Genomic DNA, 20343 nt, shown 5'->3' on the forward strand with positions numbered 1-20343 from the left:
GTGCAAAATTAGCGCATTAGTTGCGGTCGGTGTTCGCCATCGACAGCACGTCCAGGCGGCGGTCGAGCTCCTCCTCGGTGAGCTTGTCGCCGTCGACGAAGCCCAAGTCGATCACCGTCTCGCGGATGGTCTTGCCGTCCTTCAGCGCGGTCTTGGCCACCTTCGCGGCGTTTTCGTACCCGATCGCGGAGTTCAGCGGGGTCACGATCGACGGGGACGACTCGGCCAGGGTGCGCATGCGCTCGACGTTCGGCTCGATGCCGTCGACAAGCTTGGTGGCGAACTGGCGGGCGGTGTTCGCCAGCAGGCGGGCGGACTCGAGCACGTTGCGCGCCATCACCGGGATAAACACGTTGAGCTCGAACTGGCCCTGGGTGCCGGCGAACGCGACGGTGGCGTCGTTGCCGATGACCTGCGCGGAGACCTGGGTGGCGGTCTCGCACAGCACCGGGTTGACCTTGCCCGGCATGATGGAGGAGCCCGGCTGTAGGTCCGGCAGGTGGATCTCGCCGAAGCCGGCGAGCGGGCCGGAGCCCATGAGGCGGATGTCGTTGGCAATCTTGTACAGGGAGACGGCCACCGAGCGCATCGCGCCAGAGAACTCCACGAGCGCGTCGCGGTTGGCCTGGGCCTCGAAGTGGTTCTTCGCCTCGGAGAGCTCGTTCACGCCGGTGAGCGACTTGAGCTCGGCGGTGACTTTCGCGCCGAAGTCGGCCGGGGTGTTGATGCCGGTGCCCACGGCGGTGCCGCCGATGGCGAGCTCGCCGAGGTGCTCGAGGGTGGACTCGATGCGGCGGATGCCCAGCTCGATCTGGCGGGCGTAGCCGGAGAACTCCTGGCCCAGGGTGACCGGGGTGGCGTCCATGAGGTGGGTGCGGCCGGACTTGACCACGGTGTGCCACTCGCGCGCCTTGGCCTCGAGGGAGGCGTGGAGCACCTGCAGGCCCGGGATCAGGTCTTCGACGGCGGCCTCGGTGGCGGCGACGTGGGTCGCGGTGGGGAAGGTGTCGTTGGAGGACTGGCCCATGTTGACGTCGTCGTTGGGGTGGACCTCCACGCCGTTCGCCTTCGCAATGGAGGCGATGACCTCGTTGGCGTTCATGTTCGAGGAGGTGCCCGAGCCGGTCTGGAAGACGTCGATGGGGAACTGGTCGTCGTGCTGGCCCTCGGCGATCTCCTTCGCCGCCGCGATGATCGCGTCCGCCTTGGCGGCATCCAGGTTGCCCATGTCCTTGTTCACCTGGGCGCAGGCGGCCTTGAGCAGGCCGAGGGCGCGGATCTGCTGCGACTCCAGGCCGCGGCCGGAGATGGGGAAGTTCTCCACGGCACGCTGCGTCTGGGCGCGCCACAGCGCGTCCACCGGGACCTTGACCTCGCCCATGGTGTCGTGCTCGATGCGGTATTCCTGTTCAGCCATTGTGACTCCTTTTCGTGTGTTCGTTTCGCTTCTCGGGGTTTCTTATTCTGTCGGATCAGAGTAGTCGACCACGGAAAACTCCTGCAGCTTGGAAAGCTGGTGGAGCGACTCCACGTAGCGCACGGTGCCGGAGGTGCCGCGCATCACCAGAGAGCGGGTGGTCGCGCCGTTCTTGCGGTAGGACACCCCGCGCAGCATGTCGCCGTTGGTCACGCCCGTGGCAGCGAAGTAGCAGTTGTCGGTGGAGACGAGGTCGTTGATGGTGAGCACGCGGTCCAGGTCGTGGCCGGCGGCCAGAACACGCTCACGCTCCGCGTCGTTCTGTGGGGCGAGCTGCCCCTGGATCTCGCCGCCGAGGCACTTGAGCGCACACGCCGCGATGACGCCCTCCGGGGTGCCGCCGATGCCCATCATCAGGTCGATGGAGTTCGTGTCCTGTGCCGCGGCGATGGCGCCTGCGACGTCGCCGTCCATGATGAAGCGGACCTTCGCGCCGGCGTCCCGGATCTCCGCGACGAGCTTCTCGTGGCGCGGGCGGTCGAGCACCACCACGGTGACCTCGGAGGGTTTGACACCCTTGGCGGACGCCACGGCGCGCACGTTGTCCGCCACCGACGCCGTGATGTCGATCTTTCCGGCGGCCTCCGGGCCGACAGCGATCTTGTTCATGTAGAACGCATCCGTCGGGTTGAACATGGAGCCGCGCTCGGCAGCGGCGATGACCGAGATGGCGTTGGGGCGTCCCTCCGCCATGAGCCGCGTGCCGTCGACAGGGTCGACCGCGAGATCGACCTTGGCGCCCTCGCCGTTGCCCACCTTCTCGCCGTTGTACAGCATCGGGGCCTCGTCTTTCTCGCCCTCGCCGATGATGATCACGCCGTCCATGGTCACGGAGTTGATCATCTTGCGCATGGCGTCGACCGCCGCGCCGTCGCCTTCGTTCTTCTTGCCGCGGCCCACCCAGCGCCCGGACGCGAGCGCCGCCGCCTCCGTGACGCGCACGAGCTCCAGCGCGAGGTTGCGGTCCGGGTTCATGGGGTCCCGTGCGGTCTGGTCAGTCATCGAAGGCAGCCTCCTGAGGTTGTGAAAATGTCAAAGATTTCCCCCCATTGTGACACTTAAGGCATATTCTTAGGTGTCCGCGCTGCCAATTCGGGGGTGAGCGGGTGGACATGCGATACTGAGGCTCGTGTCAGGCGAGAATAAACCCCGCATTTTCCAGGACGGCCGCGACATGCTGATCAACGTGGTGATCATCGTCGCCGCCATGCTCGTCGTCGTTGGTTTCACCGGGCTGTGCACGTTCGACCCGGGCGCTCCCGAGCAGGGGCCGGTGCAGGAGGTGGACGCGCGATCGTTTCTGGACCTCGAGTCGCGCGCCGTCGACTTCCCCGTGCGCTACCCGGAGATGCCGGAGGGGTGGACCACCAACTCCGCCCGCCGTGGCATGATCGCTGGCGCCCCCGCGCCCGTCATCGGCTGGGTCACCCCGGGCGGCGGATACCTCCAGCTGACCCAGACGGGCGCGCCGCTTGACGACGCCGTCCGGTCCCTCGATCCCGATCCCCGCCAGCTCTCCGGGACGCAGGAGGTGGGCGGCGCGGTAGCCAGCATCTACACCTCCGACAGCGCCGATGTGCGCGACGTGTGGGCGGTGGACACGGGAGACGCGCGCCTGCTCGTCACCGGCGCCGCGACGCCGGAGGAGTTCCGCGAGCTCGTCGGCGCGGCGGTGCGCACGGCGCCCCTGACGGGCGCCTGACCCACTTAAGACTTAAGACTCTGAAGTGCCCGATTCAGCCCCGCCGATGGCTTGCTCGACGCGTGCGGAGGCGCCGTCGAGAAGCACCTCGCAGCGTTTGGCGAGCGCCTCGCCCCGCTCCCAGTACTTCAGCGATTCGTCGAGGCTCATCTGGCCCAGCTCGAGAATCTTGACCGTCTCAACGAGCTCGTCGCGCGCCTGCTCGTAGGTGAGCGTGGCGGGGTCGGGGAAGGCGTTGTCGCCGGCCTGGCCGGAGCCGAAGGTGTTCTCGGACATTGAAAGGGGTACTCCTTGATCAGTTAATCGGCGGGGGTGGTGGACATGGAGACGGCGGTGACGGAGCCGTCCGCCACGCGGATGCGCAACTGCGAGCCCGGCGGGGACTGCACGATGCCGGTGACAACCTCGGGGCCGGACCCGTCGCGCGGGATGACCTGGACGACCGCGTAGCCCCGCGCCAGCGTGGCCGACGGCCCCAGCGCTGCCACCTGGGAGCGCAGGGCCGCCACGCGGTTGGATTCCTGGCGCAGGAGGTAGTCCACGTCGCGGCGGATGAGAGCCACTGCGCGACCGACCTCCTCGCGGCGGCGCGTCAAGGAGGACATCGGGTCCGCCAAAACCGGGCGGGTGCGCACGGCCTGTAACGCGGAGCGCTCGCGGTGAACCCAGCCACGCAGGGCGGCGTTTTTGCGCGAACGCGCCTCCGTAATAAAGGCGAGCTCCTGGGCGGCGTCCGGCACGACGCGCTTCGCGGCGTCAGTGGGCGTGGCCGCGCGCAGGTCCGCGACGTTGTCCAGCACGGGGTTGTCGGGCTCGTGCCCGATCGCGGAAACAACGGGGGTGCGTGCCGCGGCGACGGCGCGCTGCAGTGCCTCCTCGGAAAACGGCAGCAGGTCCTCCACCGAGCCGCCGCCGCGGGCGATGATGATGACATCGACGTCTCGGTCGGCGTCGAGCTGCCCGAGCGCGGCCACCACCTCGGGCACGGCGTTGGCGCCCTGCACGGCGGTGTTGATCACGCGGAAGCGCACGGCCGGCCAGCGCGCCTGGGCCACCGACATCACGTCGCGCTCCGCTGCCGAGCCCTTGCCCGTGATCAGGCCGACCGTGGTGGGGAGGTAGGGCAGCGGGCGTTTGCGGGCAGCGTCAAAAAGGCCCTCGGCCGCAAGCTGCTTGCGCAGCTGCTCGATGCGCGCCAGCAGCTCACCCTCGCCGACGTGGCGGATGTCCGTGATGTACATCGAAAACGACCCCCGGCCCGCGTAGAAGCTGGGCTTGCCCAGCACCACGACGCGGTCGCCGTCTTTCAGGGGGGTGGGAAGTGAGCGCAGCAGTGCCGTCTCCGCGGTCAGCTGCACCGAGATCTGCTCCTGGGTGTCGCGCAGCGTGAGGTAGGACATCTTCCACGTGGGCTTGACGTTGATCTGCGTGAGCTGCCCCTCGACCCAGAGCCAGCCGAGGCGTTCGATCCACTTCTTCACCGTGCCGTTGAGCTTGGACACGGGCCACGGATTCTCGGGCGAACTCTTCGGTTCCGTCATCTGCGCCCCCTTTCTCGTCCACCTGCGAAGCTACAGATTCTAGCGCGCTACGGCGCCGTCTATCCTTTTAGACTCCTTTTGGATACCCTAGGTTCCATGACTGAACAGGGAAAAAACGTCCTGCTGGCCGCTCCCCGTGGATACTGCGCCGGCGTGGACCGGGCCGTTGAGACCGTGGAGAAGGCGCTGGAAATGTACGGCGCCCCCGTCTACGTGCGCAAGCAGATCGTGCACAACCAGTACGTGGTGGAGACCCTGGAGAAGCGCGGCGTGATCTTCGTCGAGGAGACCGACGAGGTCCCCGAGGGCGCGCACCTGGTGTTCTCCGCGCACGGGATTTCCCCGGCGGTGCGCGAGTCCGCCGTCCAGCGCAACCTGCTCACGCTGGATGCCACTTGCCCGCTGGTGACCAAGGTGCACAACGAGGCCAAGCGTTTCGCCCGCGACGGCTACCACATCCTGCTCGTCGGCCACGAGGGCCACGAGGAAGTCGAGGGAACCGCCGGCGAGGCTCCCGAGGTCACCCACCTTGTCGACGGCGTGGGCGGCGTGGACTCCCTGCCCGATTTCCCCGCCGACCAGAAACTGGTCTGGCTCTCGCAGACGACGCTGTCGGTGGACGAGACCATGGAGATCGTGAACGAGCTGCACGCGCGCTACCCGCACCTGGAGAACCCGCCGAGCGACGACATCTGCTACGCCACGCAGAACCGCCAGGTGGCGGTGAAGTCCATCGCCCCCAAGTGCGATCTGATGATCGTGGTGGGGTCCCAGAACTCCTCGAACTCCAAGCGGCTGGTCGAGGTCGCTCTCGAGGCCGGCTCTCGCGCCTCCTACTTGGTGGATTACGCGCACGAGATCGACGAGGCGTGGCTGGACGGGGTGGAAACCGTCGGTGTGACCTCCGGCGCGTCCGTGCCTGAGATTCTGGTGCGCGAGGTCATCGAGTTCCTGGATGACCGCGGCTACACCAACGTCGAGCAGGTCACGACAACCACGGAATCCATTACGTTCGCGCTTCCGCGCGACCTGCGCGCCGCGCGCGTCTAGCGACTAGTCACCGTAGAGGTTGTCGTTGAGCGGGCGGCGGGCGCGCTCCCGCCGCTCGACGATTTCCTGCAGCTCGCTGACCGTGACGCGTTCCCGCGCCCGGCGCCCCTCGCTGGATGTGCGGCGGTTGCTGCGCGCCACGCGGCGTCGTTCCGCTCTCTCCTGTCGGGCGACGTTTTCGTTGTGCCGTTTCAGCAACTGCAGGCGCACCAGCGCGATCACGACCGCCCCGAGGGTGGTCGCGGCGAGCACCGGGAACGTCTGCAGCATCGGGTAGGCGATGACCAGCACATCCGTGCGCGATATCCCGACTCCGCCCGCGGTGGACCCGCTGGCGATGAACAACCCCGTTGCCACGATCGCGAGCGCGTAGAGCAGGGGGGTCAGCGCGACGGTGAGAAAGAGCCCGCGGGGGTTGACCGCCGTTGCCACGACGATTGTGGCGACGGCGAACAGGGTGAGGAACGGCCAGGAGATGTCCCCCGCGTACACCGACAGCAGCCCTCCGGTGAACAGAGCGGCGCACACGATGGCGATGGCTGACCCGGTGGGAAAGCCCTCGAAGGTGGCGCGGGGTTTTCTGGGAGAGGCGTGTGACACGGTGATTCACCTTACCGGGTGGGACGGGTCATTTAGGGCTCGGCGGCGTGCCGCGGTGCGGCGGAAATGTTCTCCAGGGCCTGATTCCGGGCGCGCCGCGCGCTGACCACGCCGAGCTCCTCGAACTTCCGGGCCGTGACCATCACGCGCGAGTCCATGGAGGCGAGCGTGGCGTTGAACGCGTCGACGGCGCGTTCCAGCGACTGCCCGACCTTGTTGTAGTGCTCGCCCATTGTGCCGAGGCGCCGGTAGAGCTCCGCCCCGAGGCGCTGGATCTCCTTGGCCTGCTCGGTCGCGGCCTCCTGGCGCCAGCCGAGGGCCACCGTGCGCAGCAGGGCGAACAGCGTGGTGGGGGTCGCGATGACGACGTCGCGGGAAAACGCGTAGTCGAGCAGGTGGGGGTCGATGTCCAGGCCGGCGTCGAGGAAGGGGTCGGCGGGCACGAACATCACCACGAACTCCGGGGTGGGCTGGAACGCTCCGACGTAGGACTTCGACGACAGCGTGTCCACGTGCGAGCGCAGCAGGTGGGCGTGCCGGCGCAGGTAGCCCTGCTTCTCCTCCGGGTCGTCGGTGTTGAGGGCGTCGAGGTAGGACGAGAACGGCACTTTGGCGTCAACCACGATGTTGCGGCCTTCCGACAGGCGGATGACCATGTCGGGGCGGACGTGCGCGCCGTCGACAAGCGCAGTGGCCTGCACGTCGAAGTCGCAGTGCTCCACCATCCCGCCGAGCTCGACGACGCGCTGCAGCTGCATCTCGCCCCAGCGGCCGCGGGTTTGCGGGGAGCGCAGGGCGGAGATGAGCTGGTCAGTGCGGTCTGTCAAGCGTGTCGACGTCCGCGTGATGGCCTGCACGTGGCTCGCCAGAGCCGACATGGCGACTGAGCGGTCTTCGTCCATCTCGTCGAGCTGGCCCTCGAGCCGCTCCAGGGCGAGCGAGACGGGTGTGATGTCCAGCTCAGGCGCCGGCGCCGGGGCTGGCGCTGGTTGGCTGCGCGTGAGAGCGTAGACGAGGCCGGCGCCGATCAGGGCGCCGAAGAGCACGCCGAGGACGAAGATGACAAGGACTGTTGCAACCTGCATGGGGCTTACTTAACCCTAAACTCTGCTCAATCTTTCGATCCGAAACGTTTGCGCAGCTGGCTCGGGCGGGCGAGGTTGAGCAGCTGCCCGCTGCGCCGCAGCACCTCCCAGCTGGCGCTTCCCTCCGGTGGGGCGACCGCCTCCTCGGGGGGCACGGGGGCGGCGGCCCAGTCGCGGTCGCCGCGCCATTCCTTGCGCTCGTAGACGGATTCGCGCTCCTCCAGGTCCGCGATGGCGCGGCCTTCTGGGGTGGCGTAGTCGATGTCGTCGGCACGCTTCTCGCCCGAGTGGATCTTCATCACGTCCATCAGGTAGCGGAACACGACCGCGATCATGGCCGCGGCGGGCACGGCCAAGAACGCTCCGACGAGGCCGAAGAGCCCGCCGCCCACGGTGACGGAGACGAGCACGATGACGGGGTGCAGGTCCATCGCCTTCGACTGCAGCATCGGGGAGAGCACGTTGCCCTCCAGCTGCTGCACGGCGATGACGATGACGAGCACGATGAGGGCTTTGGTAAAGCCCAGCGAGACGAGCGCGATGAGCACCGCCAAGGCGCCGGCGGCGACCGCGCCGACAATCGGGATGAAGCCGGCGATGAAGGTGATCACGGCGAGGGTGAATGCCATGGGCACGCCCACGAGCCAGATCCCGACGCCGATGAAGAAGGCGTCGACAAGCGAGACGATCGCCTGGGCGCGGATGAACCCGGACAGTGTGTTCCACGCGCGAGTGAGCAGCTCGGTGGCGTGGAGCCCGGGGCGCCCGCCCGCGGTGGCGCGCAGCCAGGGCAGGAAGCGGTGGCCGTCTTTGAGGAAGAAGAAGGTCAGGACCAGCACCACGCCGAGGGTGACTACGAGGCCGGCGGCGGTGCCGATTCCGGCGAAGACGCCGCCCGCGATGGTGGCGGCCTGGTTCTGCAGCCACTGCGCGATGCTGTTGACGGCGTCGTTGAGCTCATCCGGGTTCATGTTGAGCGGTGGGCCCTGCAGCCACAGCTGGAGGCGCTGGACGCCCTCGAGCGCCTGGAGGTAGAGGATGCGGGAGTGGGCGGCGATGTCGGGGGCGATGAGCAGGATGAGGAAGCCGAGGAGCCCGAAGAACAGCAGCAGTGATAGGAGGGCGGCTAGCGCGGAGGGGACGTGGGAACGCCGCAGGGCGCCTGAGATGGGCGCGAGCACCGTGCAGACGATGAGCGCGAGCACAACCGGCAGGATGCCCTCCCAGAACGCGCCGACCAGGCGGCTGAGCGCGTAGAGGAACACCGCGATGACGAGGACGCGGAGCGCGAACATGGCGGCGGATTTGAGCCAGCTGTTTAGCACGACCCCTCGGTCGACGAGGTCCGGCGGGGTGTCCTGTGGCTGTTGCGCTTCATCGTTGCTCACCCGCACCATCTTGCCCGATAGGTTCAAGGGGCGTGGCGTGAGTGGGATAGGATGTGACCCCGTGAGCCTTACTCTTGGAATCGTCGGTCTGCCCAACGTGGGCAAGTCCACCCTGTTCAATGCCCTGACGCGCAACGATGTCCTGGCCGCGAACTACCCGTTCGCCACCATCGAGCCGAACGTGGGGCTCGTCGAGCTGCCGGATCCGCGTCTTAACCGGCTGGCGGAGATCTTCGGTTCCGAGCGCATCCTGCCGGCGACGGTGTCGTTCGTGGACATCGCGGGCATTGTCAAGGGCGCGTCCGAGGGTGAGGGCATGGGCAACGCCTTTTTGGCCAACATCCGCGAGGCCGACGCGATCTGCCAGGTGGTGCGCGCGTTTGCCGACGACAACGTGATCCACGTCGACGGCAAGGTCGACCCCGCCAACGACATCTCCGTGATCAACACGGAGCTGATCCTCGCGGATCTGCAGACCATTGAGAAGGCCCTGCCGCGCCTGGAGAAGGACGGCCGCAAGGACAAGGACGCCGCTGCGGCCGCCGCCGAGGCGAAGAAGGCCCAGGCCGTGCTCGAGGACGACCGGACGCTCTTCGCCGCCGCCAAGGCCGGCGAGATCGACCTGGCCCTGCTGCGGGACCTGCACCTGATGACGGCCAAGCCGTTCCTCTACGTGTTCAACTCCGACGAGGCGGTGCTCACGGACGAGGCGCGCAAGCAGGAGCTGCGCGATCTCGTCGCCCCGGCGGAGGCCGTCTTCCTCGACGCCCAGACCGAGACCGAGCTGCTCGAGCTTGACGACGATGACGCGGCCGAGCTCCTCGCCGCCGTCGGCCAGGACGAGCCGGGCCTGTCGACCCTGGCCCGGGCCGGGTTTGAGACCCTCGGCCTGCAGACCTACCTCACCGCCGGCCCGAAGGAGTCCCGCGCGTGGACCATCCGCCAGGGCGACACCGCGCCGAAGGCCGCGGGCGTGATCCACAGCGACTTTGAGAAGGGCTTTATCAAGGCAGAGATCGTCGCGTTCGACGACTTGGACGAGCTCGGCTCCATGGCGGAGGCGCGCGCCAAGGGTAAAGTGCGCATGGAGGGCAAGGACTACGTCATGGCCGACGGCGACGTGGTCGAGTTCAAATTTAACGTGTAGTTACGCGTCGGGGCTCGATGCCGTGCTTGGTCGCGCTCCGTCGGACCTCCATTTTAGATTGCGTTCTTTAAGGCCTCGTCGGCGCAGCGTCTCCACGTCGTAACCGTTTTCGGCTTCGGTAACCCACCTGTCAATTTGCGCCTCGCTCACAGGTTGGCAAATAGCGAACTATGGGTTTTTGGGCTTCTCTGCTTCACCAATGGGCTAGCTGAATGCGGTACCCGACCAAACCCTCGTAACCTTCGTGACGTTTCGCCAAAATCACATAGTTGCTGGATGATTCCATGGCTGAGGCAACCTCTCGATACGCCGAATTGCGGGCTGTGAGGCGGAAAATCTTCCGCCCATCTGTCGAGGTAGCGATGATGTGTGGTTTAGCCGAAGAGCCTTTCGGGACAGGTAAATATTCTAAATTCGCTTCTTCGAACACCCATTTCGCTCTATCGCGGAGTTGCTCGTGGTCGTCTTCGTCCCATTCGTTAAAAAGAATCGTTTGAGCGGTGCCAGGGATCCTTTTGTTCAGCTCATAGTTTTCAATGAGTCGGCGGGTCTTGGTCCAAGAATCGGGTAAGTGGATCGTGAGACCGCGTATGTTGCCGTGTTCGGGGAGCTTTTCCCCGACGGTCGCGTTTGCGAGGAGCCGGATCCCATTGGTGTAGGCGAATTTGGCATGCTCTTTGCCGAAGAAGATGACTCCTACGGGGTGGCCTCGATGGAGTAGGCAGACAGCGTCCGATTCTCGAGTATCGATTTCTGAGCCGGACTTCTTACTTTTCAAATAGGCTTCCCCAGCGAAGAACTCGACCTGGATGTCGTCTCCATATTTTGCTGAAGAGAAGGCGGAATCATCGTAGACGTAAAGAGTGAAACCGGACTCGTCGGGTAGCTCGAGAGTTTTTTCCAACGGTTTCTGTGGCCATGGCGCTAACCTGGCGTTTCCTCGGACGCTGTGTTTGGCCGGTTTCTCGGAAGTTTGTTTGTTGCCAAAAAGTCGTGCGAAAAATCCCATGATTAACCTAAATCTCGGAGCGAATCTCCGCTTCATCTTCGCACATAGATGTGTAGGATGTAGGTTTCGTTACCCGATCATCGGTCATGGGGATGGTGGTCGCATCGGCTCGTTCTATGACTGCGTAGGCGGGGCAGCGTCGACCCGATCTACGGCAGCTGGGGCTTACGCCTCGTCGACTTCAACTCCGAGCGCCGCTTCTTCGCTTCGAGACGGCGCCGCACCGAGCCGCGCGTCGGCTTCGTTTTCCGCCGCGGGGGAGGCGGTGGGGCGAGCGCCTCGCGCAACAAGATGGCCATGCGTTCCCGCGCCTCGGCACGGTTGCGGACCTGCGACCGCTGCGTCGATGCGCTCACGGTGAGCACCGTGCCGTCCAGGCGGTGTTCGAGGTTGTGGAGGGCGCGGCGGCGTTGAGTGTCGGAAAGCGATGCGCATTCCGCGATGTCGATGGAGAGCTGCACCTTACTGTCGGTGGTGTTGACGCCCTGGCCGCCCGGGCCCGATGCCTTCGCGAACCACTCCGACAGGTCCGCCGCGGCGACGACGAGGCCGCCGGGGATCCCCGGGCCGGGCGCGATGGTCAAGTCCTGCATGCCGCCCATACTACGTTCTTGCGTCCTGCGTCAACCAACCCAGACCGCAGCCCAGTTGCAACGTAAGTCTCAGCGACCGACCTCCCGGTAAATCTCATCCATCGTGAACTTCCTACCGGAGTCAATCTCGACGGCTGAGCGAAGTTCCTGCAGATTTTCGATTCTTTCCGCGATGGCGGATCGAGCACAGCTCGGAAACAGTTACGCCCTCAGCACGCGCAAGCTTCGTTACGAGTGATGCTTCCTCGCTGCTCAAACGGATTCTCAGGAACATAACTGCTACCTATCTCGTGGAGAAAACCTCTATGCTTTCTTCTCGTCTCGACGGAAACGTAAACCGCGTCGCGTTGTGCGGGTTTCTGTCGCAGATTGATCTTCGTCGTCGGTTGATTCGAGCGCTCTTTTCTCCTTTTTCTCCCGCCGGGCTTCGATTTCAGCGGCCTTCGCAAGCAGCCGGTCGTCGTTCATGTCGCGAATTTTCTCGGTGGCCTTCTGCGCCTGATCCACCGCTGACTGACGGGCGCGGTTCGCGGCATCGACCGTGTCTCCCGCTAGCGACATCACAGATTGACGCCAGCCTTGGACCTGGAGACGTTCCGCATCCTCCACACTCATCCGCACATGCTGCGCGAACACACTAATAATGTCGTGAATACTGTTCGCGTGAGCAGTGATGTGGCGTGCGCGAATCGGGTTGGTCACCCAGACCTGATTGCTCAACTTGGCTGTCTCACGGACGGCTGTATCCATCTCGAGCAGACGTCGGGTGGTCGATTCCAATCGATCCTTGCGCGCGTCGTGGATTCCCTCTCGGTGAGAATCCAGCTGGCGGGGCTCAAACTCGTTCACGTGGGCGATCTCCAAGACATACATCCGATCATGGAGGTAGATGCTCCGAGCAGCCACACCCAGCCAAAGCGGCAGATCGCCTTTCAACCCAGCTAGGAGGGTTTCAAGTTTCTTGGAGTTGTTCTTCTGCTTCCGAAGTTGATCAACTGCGTCATCGAGTTGTTCGATGGCGTAAGACTCGATGCCATTCAGCTCTGATCCTAGGTGGGCGACCTTCGACCAAGTGGTTGCCGAAACGCTGTTATCGCGTCGGTAGAGTTAGTCAGCTTCTTCAATCGTGTACTGGATACCGCCAAGCTGGGCCAGCGCATCAATTCTGCGCTGGCGAAGGAGAACGTCGAGCTTCTCATTGATAACCTCCAAATACTCCTTGATTTCCGCGAGCGGCTCGGGCTGGCTCCGAGCACGTGGGTGCGGACCGTCGTACGCGATGCCCTCCACGCCTCCCGCTCGGAGCGAGGAGTTGGACGCCGCCGTGGCCGCGCACCTGCTCGGGGTCGAGGCGCGTGTGCAGGCGTCGGCGGACGCGCGCGAGCTGGCCGCGCAGATCCGCCCGCTGGCGATCAACGTCAACGACCTGGACCACCGGGCACGTGCCGGTGAGGCGGTGGCGCTGTCGTCGGAGGTGCCCGAGCTGATCGAGCTGCTGCGCGAGGTCCGCGCCCTGCTCGGGGATCGGACGGTCGCATGAGCACCACCCACTACAGCCCGAGCACCAGCGCCGCCGACACCGAGCACTATATCCGCGGGAAGGAGGACGAGCGGGGCGTCGCGATCACGTGCGAAGTGCCGGGAGGCCCCGGCGCGTTCTCGGCGCGCGCACGGGCGCTCACGCAGAACACGACGCGCGAGGTCGAGGCGCTGCACTACCGCCAGTCGTTCAGCGACGAGGAGTTCGACCCGAAGAACCCCGAACACGTGCAGCGGGTGAACGACCTGGGCTACCAGCTCGCCAAGAAGATGCACCCGGATTCCGACTGCCTCGTCGTCAGTCACGTGGATGGGCGGGGAAAGAAGCCGCACAACCATATTTTGGTTCTCAATCACAACAACCGCACGGGAAAGGCGCTCTCGGACTATCGCACGTTCCACGACCGCAAGGCCGGGAATCAGAAGGGCGTGCAGTCGGCGAACGACGAGCTGATGCGAGAGCACGGGCTCTCGGTCGTGAAGCGGCTGGAGCACGCGCCGAAGGACTGGGAGCTGCGCCGCGAAGACTTCGCCGAGGGGTCGCTCGACCGCGAGATGGGCGACCGGATGAGCGCCGCACTGGCCGATCCCCGCGCGGTGGACAAGGCCGGTCTGGTCTCGGTGATCGAGGAGCAGAACCAGCAGCTCGGTGATGACGGGGATCGGGTGCCACGGATGCGGCTGCACAGCCCCGTCAGCAAGAAGGGCAAACGCGCCGGGCAGGAGACCTGGACGCTCTACATCGAGGACCGCCGCGGCGAGTCCGGGCGTGCCGAGCGCCGCAAGCGCACGAGCGCACTCTCGGCGGACTTCACCCCGGAGGGCGCGCAGGCGTTCTTCGACTACCACCAGCAGCAGATGGAGCAGGAACATGAGCGCAGCGCTCGACAGGCTGAAGCAGCAGAACGGGCCCGTGCAGTCGCCGCAGCCGCTCGGCAGTCCGGAGACGATGGAGCTGTTGACCTCGATCCTCGCCGCCGTCGAGGCGCAGAATACGAGGATCGCCACGCTGACCGAGCAGCAGAAGAAGCTCGCGGGGTTCGTGAAGGTGGACAGCGAGGAGCAGGAGAAGCAGCTCTCCGCGATCTCGCATCAGCTGACCTCAACGTCGCCGCCGCCGGAGTCGAACGAGAACAGCGAACTGCTCGCCGGAATCGCGTCCACTCTCGCGGGTATGAGCGTGAACCTCAACGGGGAGAGTCTGAAGGGCTCAGCCTCTAAGTCCGAGGCTGCCGCCAAGCATCTCGATGAGAGCCGGGCTAAGTTCGAGCGGGCCGCGAACGGTGCGCAGAAGGCCTGGCGGGAGTCGATCACCCAAGCCAGCGCCGAGGCGACGAGCGCGATCAGCACGGCCCGGGATCAGGCTGTGCAGTCGATCGAGAGGGCCGCTGCCGACGCCGGGGCCGTGGCAACAGCCAAGATTGACGCCGCGAACGAGCGGGCCGAAAAGATCATCGCCACAACGGCGAAGCTGGAGGCCCGTCAGCTTTGGTCTGTCGCCGCGTCGATGTGCCTCGCGCTGCTGCCGGTCGCAGTGATCGTCGTGGGTGTTTGGATGGCCGTCGCCGGGCTTATCACGGGCGCTCAGTGGGCCCTCGACGTGGACGGGAGCGTGTGGCTCGGGATCGGTCGCTGGCTCGTGGTCTCCATGGGCCTCGCCGGGGCCGGCTACGGACTCTTCGCGTCCGTCCGCTGGGTCGCCGGTCTCGTGGAGACTTGGAAGGGCCGCGGGATGCCGAGGTGGCCCCGTTGGCGGTGATGGCTGGATCCGATCGAGCTACCGGTTCCGATCAGCAGTCGAAGGATTTTCGCAGCAGCCAGTCCTGCGGCCTCGGTGCCGCCGCCGTAGCCTGACGAGCATCCCGGCCGTGACGGCCATCGCGACGGCGCTCCCGGCACCGATGATCCAGGGATTGCCGAGGAGCCCTCCGACGCCTGCGAGTGCTCCGCCCGCCGCGATGAGCGGCAGGCCGCAGCAGAGCAGCAACGGAAGCGCGCAGCATGCCAGTAGGAGCAGCCCGGTCCCTGCGGCGACGATGGGACCGGCGCGCCGTTCGTCGCGGTCGTGATCGGCGCTCATCGTCTGCACCTCTTCCGGATGAGATCTCCCCGATTGCATGCGTTGCCGTTCATGCGCAGCACGAGAGCAGTGACGGGTCGGTGGTGAAGGACTTCGCGGCGATCCGGATGCCTTCGGTCATGGTCAGGTAGGGGGCCCAGGCGTCGGCGACTTCGGCGATGGTCTTGCCGAGCACGTGGACGCCTGCGGCGGCGAGTTCCCCGGCGTCCTTGGCGACGGCGGTGAGGCCGAGGATCTCGCTCGTATCGGCGTTCACGACGATCTTGATGAACCCGCGGGTGTCGCGGTTGATCACCGCCCGGGGCACATACTCCAGGGGCAGCACGCGGCAGTCGCAGCGGATCCCCGCGGCGACGACCTCCTTCTCGGTCATCCCGACCGCGCCGATCGCCGGTCCGGTGAACGTCACCCGCGGCAGATGGGAGTAGTCGACGGACCGGTCGGCGTCGGCGAACGCGTTCTCGGCGACGAGGGTGCCGTGGTGGGCCGCGACGTAGACGAACTCCGGGTGCCCGGTCACGTCGCCCGCGGCCCAGATCCGCGGGTTCGACGACTGCAGATGGTCGGAGACGACCACCTCGCCGGAGTCCCCGGTCTTCACCCCGACCGCATCGAGGTTCAAGCCGTCGGTGACGGGACGGCGTCCGAAGGCGACGAGCACCTGGTCGGCGCGGAACTCCTGCGAGCCGCCGGACACGTCCGCGGTAACCACGACCTGCCCGGTCGCCGCGTCCCGGGACACCCGGGTCGGCACCGCGCGGCGGACCACCCGGATGCCCTCGTCGGCGAACACCTCCTGCAGTGTCCGGGACACCTCCGGCTCCTCCTTCGACGCGAGCCGGGACCGCACCAGCAGCGTGACCTGGGAGCCGAGGCGGGCGAACAGCTGCGTCTGCTCCAGGGCGACGTAGCCGCCGCCGAGCACCAGCATCGACTCGGGGACCTCGGTCAGGTCCATCGCCGTGGTCGAGGTCAGGTACCCGGCCTCGTCCAGGCCGTCGATCGGCGGAGACCACGGCCGCGCACCGGTGGCGACCAGGTAGTGCTCGGCCTCGATCGTCTCGACCGCTCCGTCTGCGGCGGTGACCTCCAACACCGGCGCGTCCGGGGTGCCCGCGAACCCGGCGTCTCCCCGCCGGACGTGCCACCCGTATGAATCGGCGACGTCGGCGTACTTCTCGCCCCGCATCGTCTCGACCAACGCCTGCTTCCCGGCGATCAGCGCGGGCATGTCCACTGGGCCTGCCGTCGTCGCGATCCCCGGGAACCGGTCGGCGGCGTCGGCGGCGACGTGCCGTGCATCGGCGGCGGCGATGAGGGCCTTCGACGGCACGCAGCCCGTGTTCACGCAGGTGCCGCCGAGCGTGCCACGCTCGATCATCACCACCGACTTCCCGAGCGTGCTGGCGCGGATCGCAGCGGCGAACGCGCCGCCTCCCGATCCGATGATGGCGAGATCGTACTTCGTAGGCATCGCTGCTCCTGTCAACTCTTGGCTTTCTGCTCTGTCTCAGCCATACTGGACCTTCCAGTGCAGGGGAAGGTCAAGCGCGGCCACGGAGGGAGACAGCAATGCGGATCGGAGAACTCGCCGAGAGGGCGGGCACTACCGCGAAGACCCTTCGCTTCTACGAGGAACAGGGCCTTCTGCCCCCGACCGAGCGCACGCCGTCCGGATACCGCGACTACGCGCCCGAGACGGTCGCTCGGATCGACTTCGTCCACCGCGGCCAGGCCGCGGGCCTCACCCTCGCCCAGATCCGCCAGATCCTCGACATCCGCGACGGCGGCCATGCGCCCTGCGAGCACGTGCGCGACCTGCTTGACGTGCGCCTCGCTGAGATCGAGCAGCAGATCGCGCAGCTCTCCGTGCTGCGCGACACTATCGCGGACCTCAGACAGGACGCCGCGCACCCGGACCCTGAAACGTGCAGCCCCGATCAAGTGTGTAGGTACTTGTAGACGACGGGAGTCAATGACTCAAACGCTACAACCCCGATATGCGCTAGCGCATGTCGATGCCGCCGGTGCCCACCTCGATGTTTTTGGTGGTGGCCGCGACAGCACACTGCAGCGGCATCGGGGCGGAGGCCTGCAGCGCGAAGTGGTGGACTCGGAAGGACGCGTTGTTCACGCCGATTTCGTCCGCAGCCTGGGTGATCTCCAGATGAGTCTTGGCGATCTTTTCCGCAGATGGCCCGCGCTAGCTGCCGAAGGCGTAATGCCCGAAGCTTAAGAAGCCGAACGCTTTCATTGGATAACACTCCTTTTGATGGTGTTAACGAGAGGGAGTAACTTTGCAACGAGATGCCGTGGAGTTCAAGTTCAACGTGTAACGCCGGGCGTTAATGACGCTTCGCGTTATTGGGGTTGTTTGAAGCGTAGCTCAGTAGTTCACCGACAAGGACGCTAAACGACTGTGGAATCGAGAGCGAGGTGGAGATTTTGACTACCACTGCCAAGCTCCCCCTATACATGAACTAGCCCCCGAAAGTTGGACTGGTTTAATTCGAGGCGGTTAGGGCTTCACGGGTCTGATTCCGATACTGCATCGGGGTCAGGCCCTTGAGTCGTTGTTGGACGCGTTCGGTGTTGTACCACCCGATGTACTCGTAGATCGCTTGGTTGAACTCTGCGACAGTGTCGAAGACTTCACCGTGGTACATCTCGGTTTTCACGTGCCCGAAGAAGTTCTCCATGACCGCGTTGTCGTAACAGTTGGCTTTTCGCGACATCGACTGAACACCTCCGTTATTGCCGATCAGGTTGCGCCAGGAGGAATGCTGGTGCTGGAAGCCTTGATCGGTGTGCATCATCCACCCGGGTTCAGGTGCACATGCCGCGATTGCCTTGGATAAAGAATCGGCGGTAAAGGCTATCGACGGCGATGTGGCAACGGTGTGAGCGACGATGGAGCGGTCGAACAAGTCCATCACCGGTGACAGGTATATCTTGCGGCCTGCAACCCTGAACTCGGTGACGTCGCTGACAAAGACGGTGTTGGGCTTGTCCGGAGTGAACTTGCGATCGAGCTTGTTGTCAGCGATGTGGCTGATCGTCCCAGCGTAGGAAACATAAGGCCTGCGTTGGCGGATCTTGGCTCGAAGCCCCATCTCATGCATGAGTTTGTAGACGAGTTTGTGGTTGACCACCCAGCTCTGGTTACGCACGCAGGTCCAGCAGCACCCGCCGGTAGCCGTAGCGATGCTTGTTGCGTTCGAAGCTTTCCCGAATCGCGTCTTTGAGCACAGCATGTTTATCTGGCTCGCTGAGTCGTTTTTGGTGGTAGAAGAATGTCGACCGTGCCATGCCGGCCGCATCCAGGAGGTACTCCAAGCGGTGGTGTGACTTGAGGATGACGATCGCCTGGGCTTTTAGGCGTGTCCCTGGTTCCTCAAGTCCCGCAATTTTTTTAAGTAGGCGTTTTCTGCTTCCAGTCGCGCAACCTGGCGGCGCAGCCGCTCCTCTTCGAGCGTGTCAAGTTGTTTGTGTGTGGGGCGTGATTATTAGAGGTAGGGCTCGAAGCGGTCAGGGTAAGCCACAGACATCTGGTTGATGGCCTGCTTCCAGTTCGTCACCCGCCTGCCCTCGATCAGCCGGCCGCTGGTCGCCGCGGCCCGTTTGCCCTGCTTAGCACGCTTGGCGGCCCGTTTGTCCTCAATGTTGCAGATCATCAACCACAGGGTTTTGATCGCAGACTCATCGTTGGTGAACTGCACCCGATTCCGGGTGGCTTTACGCAGCTCGTTGTTCATCGACTCAATCGAGTTCGTGGTGTAGATCACCTTCCTAGCCATCGGTGGGAACTCCAGGAACGGGATGAACCGGTCCCACGCATCGCGCCACACCTTGACTGACTGCGGATACTTTTCCCCCAGCTCGGAGGCCTCGAGCTCCGTCAACGCCGCCAGAGCGGTTTGCTCGGTGGGGGCGGTGTAGATCTTCTTCAACTCGGCGGACACCGCCTTACGATCTCCATAGGCCACCCACCGGTTTGCTGCCCTGATCAGGTGGACGACACAGGTCTGGACCATCGAATCCGGCCAGGTGGCTTCCACAGCCTCCGGCAGACCCTTGAGCCCGTCACAGCACACGATGAACACATCGTGCACTCCGCGGGTAGCGAGGTTGGCACACACCTGCGCCCAGAACGAGGCTCCTTCCTCTTTAGCCAGCCAGATACCCAGGATGTGTTTGATCCCCTCCATGTCCACCCCGATAGCCAGGTACGCGGATTTGTTGACCACCCGGCCCCCGTCACGGACTTTGATCCGTAACGCATCGAGGAAGACCACGGGGTAGAACTCATCAAGTTGGCGGTTCTGCCAGATCATGACCTCCTCAAGGACCGCATCGGTGATCGCGGAGATTGTTTCATGGGAGATGTCCACGCCCATGGCGGTGGCCATGTGGTGCTGGATGTCTCGGACGGTCATGCCACCGGCATAGAGACTGATGATCATGTCGTCGACGTCGGTCAGCCGGCGGGATCCTTTGGGCACCATTGTCGGCAGGAAGGATCCGTCACGGTCCCGGGGAACGGCGACATCGACCGGTCCGTAGTTCGAATCGACCCGCTTGGGGTAGGAACCGTTACGGGAATTGTTCTGACCAGCGGCTTCCTTGCTGTTCCGGTCGCCGTGCTGGTAGCCGAGGTGGGCATCCATCTCGGCGTTGAGGCCCCGGTTGATCGAGGCCTGGAGCAGGCCCCGGACGAGATCGTTGGCATCCGTGGTGGAGGTGCCGAGCTCGTCGATCAGCTTCGCCATCTCAGGATTGGCGAGGAGCTTTTCCTCGATCGCTTTGATCTTTGCGGAGTCCTCTGGGTTTCGTCGTGCCACGGTAGTCATTCTGGTTCATCTCCTTGGTGTGAGGGGAATCCCTCACACACAAACCATCTGACACCCTCCTTCCTTCTTGATTTCGAACGAGTACTGCTGCTTTGTCGGTTTCTCCACAAGACACAGCCTGCCATGCAGCTGAAACCGCCGATAGAAGTGGCGTGTTGCACTTGTCGAACCCCCGACCATGTTCGCAGCTGCTCGGTATCCCATGCCCTGCTCGAAACACTCCACCAGCTGCTCGCGCTGATATTCGCTCAGCGAACTTCGTGCTCTCAATGAAAACTGCTC

Annotated in this window: 20 protein-coding genes and 2 pseudogenes; 7 read left to right on the plus strand and 15 right to left on the minus strand. The window is 64.9% G+C overall.

The annotated features are described in order from the left end of the window. Positions 1 to 16: 16 nt before the first annotated feature. Entirely contained in the window at positions 17 to 1417 is a 1401-nt protein-coding gene (locus tag BLS40_RS01020; RefSeq protein ID WP_092147597.1) for a class II fumarate hydratase, read from the minus strand. Between the two features lie 42 nt (positions 1418 to 1459). After that, positions 1460 to 2479, minus strand: coding sequence for a class II fructose-bisphosphatase (glpX, locus tag BLS40_RS01025; RefSeq protein WP_092147600.1), 1020 nt, complete (start codon positions 2477 to 2479; stop codon positions 1460 to 1462). A 127-nt stretch (positions 2480 to 2606) separates the two neighbouring features. Between glpX and BLS40_RS01030 the strand changes: the two genes are divergently transcribed. Next, on the plus strand, positions 2607 to 3179 hold the full coding sequence (locus BLS40_RS01030) for a DUF4245 domain-containing protein (RefSeq protein WP_092147603.1): 573 nt from the start codon (positions 2607 to 2609) through the stop codon (positions 3177 to 3179). Positions 3180 to 3191: 12 nt separating this feature from the next. On the opposite strand, the gene BLS40_RS01035 is transcribed toward BLS40_RS01030, so the two are convergent. Both BLS40_RS01035 and xseA read right to left on the minus strand, forming a co-directional pair. After that, positions 3192 to 3455 (minus strand): exodeoxyribonuclease VII small subunit, encoded by a 264-nt coding sequence (locus tag BLS40_RS01035; RefSeq protein ID WP_092147606.1) that lies wholly within the window; start codon positions 3453 to 3455, stop codon positions 3192 to 3194. 23 nt (positions 3456 to 3478) lie between these two features. Continuing rightward, on the minus strand, positions 3479 to 4720 hold the full coding sequence (gene xseA / locus BLS40_RS01040) for an exodeoxyribonuclease VII large subunit (RefSeq protein ID WP_092147609.1): 1242 nt from the start codon (positions 4718 to 4720) through the stop codon (positions 3479 to 3481). Between the two features lie 96 nt (positions 4721 to 4816). Between xseA and BLS40_RS01045 the strand changes: the two genes are divergently transcribed. Next, complete coding sequence (locus tag BLS40_RS01045) at positions 4817 to 5770, plus strand: 4-hydroxy-3-methylbut-2-enyl diphosphate reductase (protein WP_092147612.1); 954 nt, start codon at positions 4817 to 4819, stop codon at positions 5768 to 5770. Between the two features lie 3 nt (positions 5771 to 5773). Here the strand turns inward: BLS40_RS01045 and BLS40_RS01050 are convergent, their stop codons facing one another. From BLS40_RS01050 to BLS40_RS01060, 3 genes are read right to left on the minus strand one after another with little or no spacing between them, the layout of a single operon-like run. Further along, positions 5774 to 6370: a DUF6542 domain-containing protein gene (locus BLS40_RS01050; protein WP_092147615.1), complete on the minus strand. Its 597-nt coding sequence runs from the start codon at positions 6368 to 6370 to the stop codon at positions 5774 to 5776. Positions 6371 to 6402: 32 nt separating this feature from the next. Then, positions 6403 to 7455, minus strand: coding sequence for a DNA recombination protein RmuC (locus BLS40_RS01055; RefSeq protein WP_092147618.1), 1053 nt, complete (start codon positions 7453 to 7455; stop codon positions 6403 to 6405). 26 nt (positions 7456 to 7481) lie between these two features. After that, a complete protein-coding gene (locus BLS40_RS01060; protein ID WP_231908475.1) occupies positions 7482 to 8843 on the minus strand; it encodes an AI-2E family transporter in 1362 nt (453 codons plus the stop codon). A 61-nt stretch (positions 8844 to 8904) separates the two neighbouring features. Here BLS40_RS01060 and ychF point away from each other — a divergent pair, with 61 nt between their 5' ends. Further along, complete coding sequence (ychF, locus tag BLS40_RS01065; RefSeq protein ID WP_092147625.1) at positions 8905 to 9990, plus strand: redox-regulated ATPase YchF; 1086 nt, start codon at positions 8905 to 8907, stop codon at positions 9988 to 9990. Positions 9991 to 10183: 193 nt separating this feature from the next. Here the strand turns inward: ychF and BLS40_RS10910 are convergent, their stop codons facing one another. The 4 genes from BLS40_RS10910 to BLS40_RS01085 all read right to left on the minus strand — a co-directional run bounded on the left by BLS40_RS10910 (position 10184) and on the right by BLS40_RS01085 (position 12882). Then, a complete protein-coding gene (locus BLS40_RS10910) occupies positions 10184 to 10999 on the minus strand; it encodes a hypothetical protein (RefSeq protein ID WP_157672422.1) in 816 nt (271 codons plus the stop codon). A 149-nt stretch (positions 11000 to 11148) separates the two neighbouring features. Continuing rightward, complete coding sequence (gene arfB / locus BLS40_RS01075; protein ID WP_092151999.1) at positions 11149 to 11592, minus strand: alternative ribosome rescue aminoacyl-tRNA hydrolase ArfB; 444 nt, start codon at positions 11590 to 11592, stop codon at positions 11149 to 11151. A gap of 303 nt (positions 11593 to 11895) precedes the next feature. Then, entirely contained in the window at positions 11896 to 12528 is a 633-nt protein-coding gene (locus BLS40_RS01080) for a hypothetical protein (RefSeq protein ID WP_231908476.1), read from the minus strand. Positions 12529 to 12699: 171 nt separating this feature from the next. Continuing rightward, positions 12700 to 12882, minus strand: coding sequence for a hypothetical protein (locus BLS40_RS01085; protein WP_092147628.1), 183 nt, complete (start codon positions 12880 to 12882; stop codon positions 12700 to 12702). On the opposite strand from BLS40_RS01085, the gene BLS40_RS01090 reads away from it, so the two are divergent. From BLS40_RS01090 to BLS40_RS01100, 3 genes are all read left to right on the plus strand, one after another. Further along, on the plus strand, positions 12872 to 13132 hold the full coding sequence (locus BLS40_RS01090) for a hypothetical protein (protein WP_231908477.1): 261 nt from the start codon (positions 12872 to 12874) through the stop codon (positions 13130 to 13132). The two genes, BLS40_RS01085 and BLS40_RS01090, sit on opposite strands and share 11 nt — an antisense overlap. Next, positions 13129 to 14352, plus strand: a complete 1224-nt coding sequence (locus BLS40_RS01095) for a relaxase/mobilization nuclease domain-containing protein (protein ID WP_092147631.1) — start codon at positions 13129 to 13131, stop codon at positions 14350 to 14352. Before BLS40_RS01090 ends, BLS40_RS01095 begins: the two co-directional genes overlap by 4 nt. A gap of 145 nt (positions 14353 to 14497) precedes the next feature. Beyond that, positions 14498 to 14890, plus strand: coding sequence for a hypothetical protein (locus tag BLS40_RS01100; RefSeq protein ID WP_197672619.1), 393 nt, complete (start codon positions 14498 to 14500; stop codon positions 14888 to 14890). A 370-nt stretch (positions 14891 to 15260) separates the two neighbouring features. Here the strand turns inward: BLS40_RS01100 and merA are convergent, their stop codons facing one another. Further along, positions 15261 to 16685: a mercury(II) reductase gene (gene merA, locus BLS40_RS01110; protein WP_006840951.1), complete on the minus strand. Its 1425-nt coding sequence runs from the start codon at positions 16683 to 16685 to the stop codon at positions 15261 to 15263. Positions 16686 to 16783: 98 nt separating this feature from the next. Between merA and BLS40_RS01115 the strand changes: the two genes are divergently transcribed. Next, on the plus strand, positions 16784 to 17173 hold the full coding sequence (locus BLS40_RS01115) for a heavy metal-responsive transcriptional regulator (protein WP_006840950.1): 390 nt from the start codon (positions 16784 to 16786) through the stop codon (positions 17171 to 17173). 46 nt (positions 17174 to 17219) lie between these two features. Here the strand turns inward: BLS40_RS01115 and BLS40_RS11320 are convergent. From BLS40_RS11320 to BLS40_RS01130, 3 genes and pseudogenes are all read right to left on the minus strand, one after another. Next, positions 17220 to 17465: pseudogene (locus tag BLS40_RS11320) on the minus strand (LLM class flavin-dependent oxidoreductase); the annotation flags it as partial. A 250-nt stretch (positions 17466 to 17715) separates the two neighbouring features. Beyond that, positions 17716 to 18681: pseudogene (locus BLS40_RS01125) on the minus strand (IS3 family transposase); the annotation flags it as partial. Positions 18682 to 18717: 36 nt separating this feature from the next. Then, positions 18718 to 20061 carry an IS256 family transposase gene (locus BLS40_RS01130; protein ID WP_092147637.1) on the minus strand — a complete coding sequence of 448 codons (1344 nt, stop codon included), beginning with the start codon at positions 20059 to 20061 and terminating at the stop codon, positions 18718 to 18720. Between the last annotated feature and the right edge of the window lie 282 nt (positions 20062 to 20343).

Origin of the sequence: Corynebacterium mycetoides (genome assembly GCF_900103625.1) — a bacterium.
Lineage (GTDB): Bacteria > Actinomycetota > Actinomycetes > Mycobacteriales > Mycobacteriaceae > Corynebacterium > Corynebacterium mycetoides.

Bases quoted from the DNA above. Each gene is read 5' to 3' on its own strand.
- BLS40_RS01020 (WP_092147597.1), bottom strand. From the start codon at position 1,417: ATGGCTGAACAGGAATACCGCATCGAGCACGACACCATGGGCGAGGTC.
- glpX (WP_092147600.1), bottom strand. From the start codon at position 2,479: ATGACTGACCAGACCGCACGGGACCCCATGAACCCGGACCGCAACCTC.
- BLS40_RS01035 (WP_092147606.1), bottom strand. From the start codon at position 3,455: ATGTCCGAGAACACCTTCGGCTCCGGCCAGGCCGGCGACAACGCCTTC.
- xseA (WP_092147609.1), bottom strand. From the start codon at position 4,720: ATGACGGAACCGAAGAGTTCGCCCGAGAATCCGTGGCCCGTGTCCAAG.
- BLS40_RS01045 (WP_092147612.1), top strand. From the start codon at position 4,817: ATGACTGAACAGGGAAAAAACGTCCTGCTGGCCGCTCCCCGTGGATAC.
- BLS40_RS01055 (WP_092147618.1), bottom strand. From the start codon at position 7,455: ATGCAGGTTGCAACAGTCCTTGTCATCTTCGTCCTCGGCGTGCTCTTC.
- BLS40_RS10910 (WP_157672422.1), bottom strand. From the start codon at position 10,999: ATGGGATTTTTCGCACGACTTTTTGGCAACAAACAAACTTCCGAGAAA.
- arfB (WP_092151999.1), bottom strand. From the start codon at position 11,592: ATGCAGGACTTGACCATCGCGCCCGGCCCGGGGATCCCCGGCGGCCTC.
- BLS40_RS01090 (WP_231908477.1), top strand. From the start codon at position 12,872: ATGCCCTCCACGCCTCCCGCTCGGAGCGAGGAGTTGGACGCCGCCGTG.
- BLS40_RS01095 (WP_092147631.1), top strand. From the start codon at position 13,129: ATGAGCACCACCCACTACAGCCCGAGCACCAGCGCCGCCGACACCGAG.
- merA (WP_006840951.1), bottom strand. From the start codon at position 16,685: ATGCCTACGAAGTACGATCTCGCCATCATCGGATCGGGAGGCGGCGCG.
- BLS40_RS01115 (WP_006840950.1), top strand. From the start codon at position 16,784: ATGCGGATCGGAGAACTCGCCGAGAGGGCGGGCACTACCGCGAAGACC.
- BLS40_RS01130 (WP_092147637.1), bottom strand. From the start codon at position 20,061: ATGACTACCGTGGCACGACGAAACCCAGAGGACTCCGCAAAGATCAAA.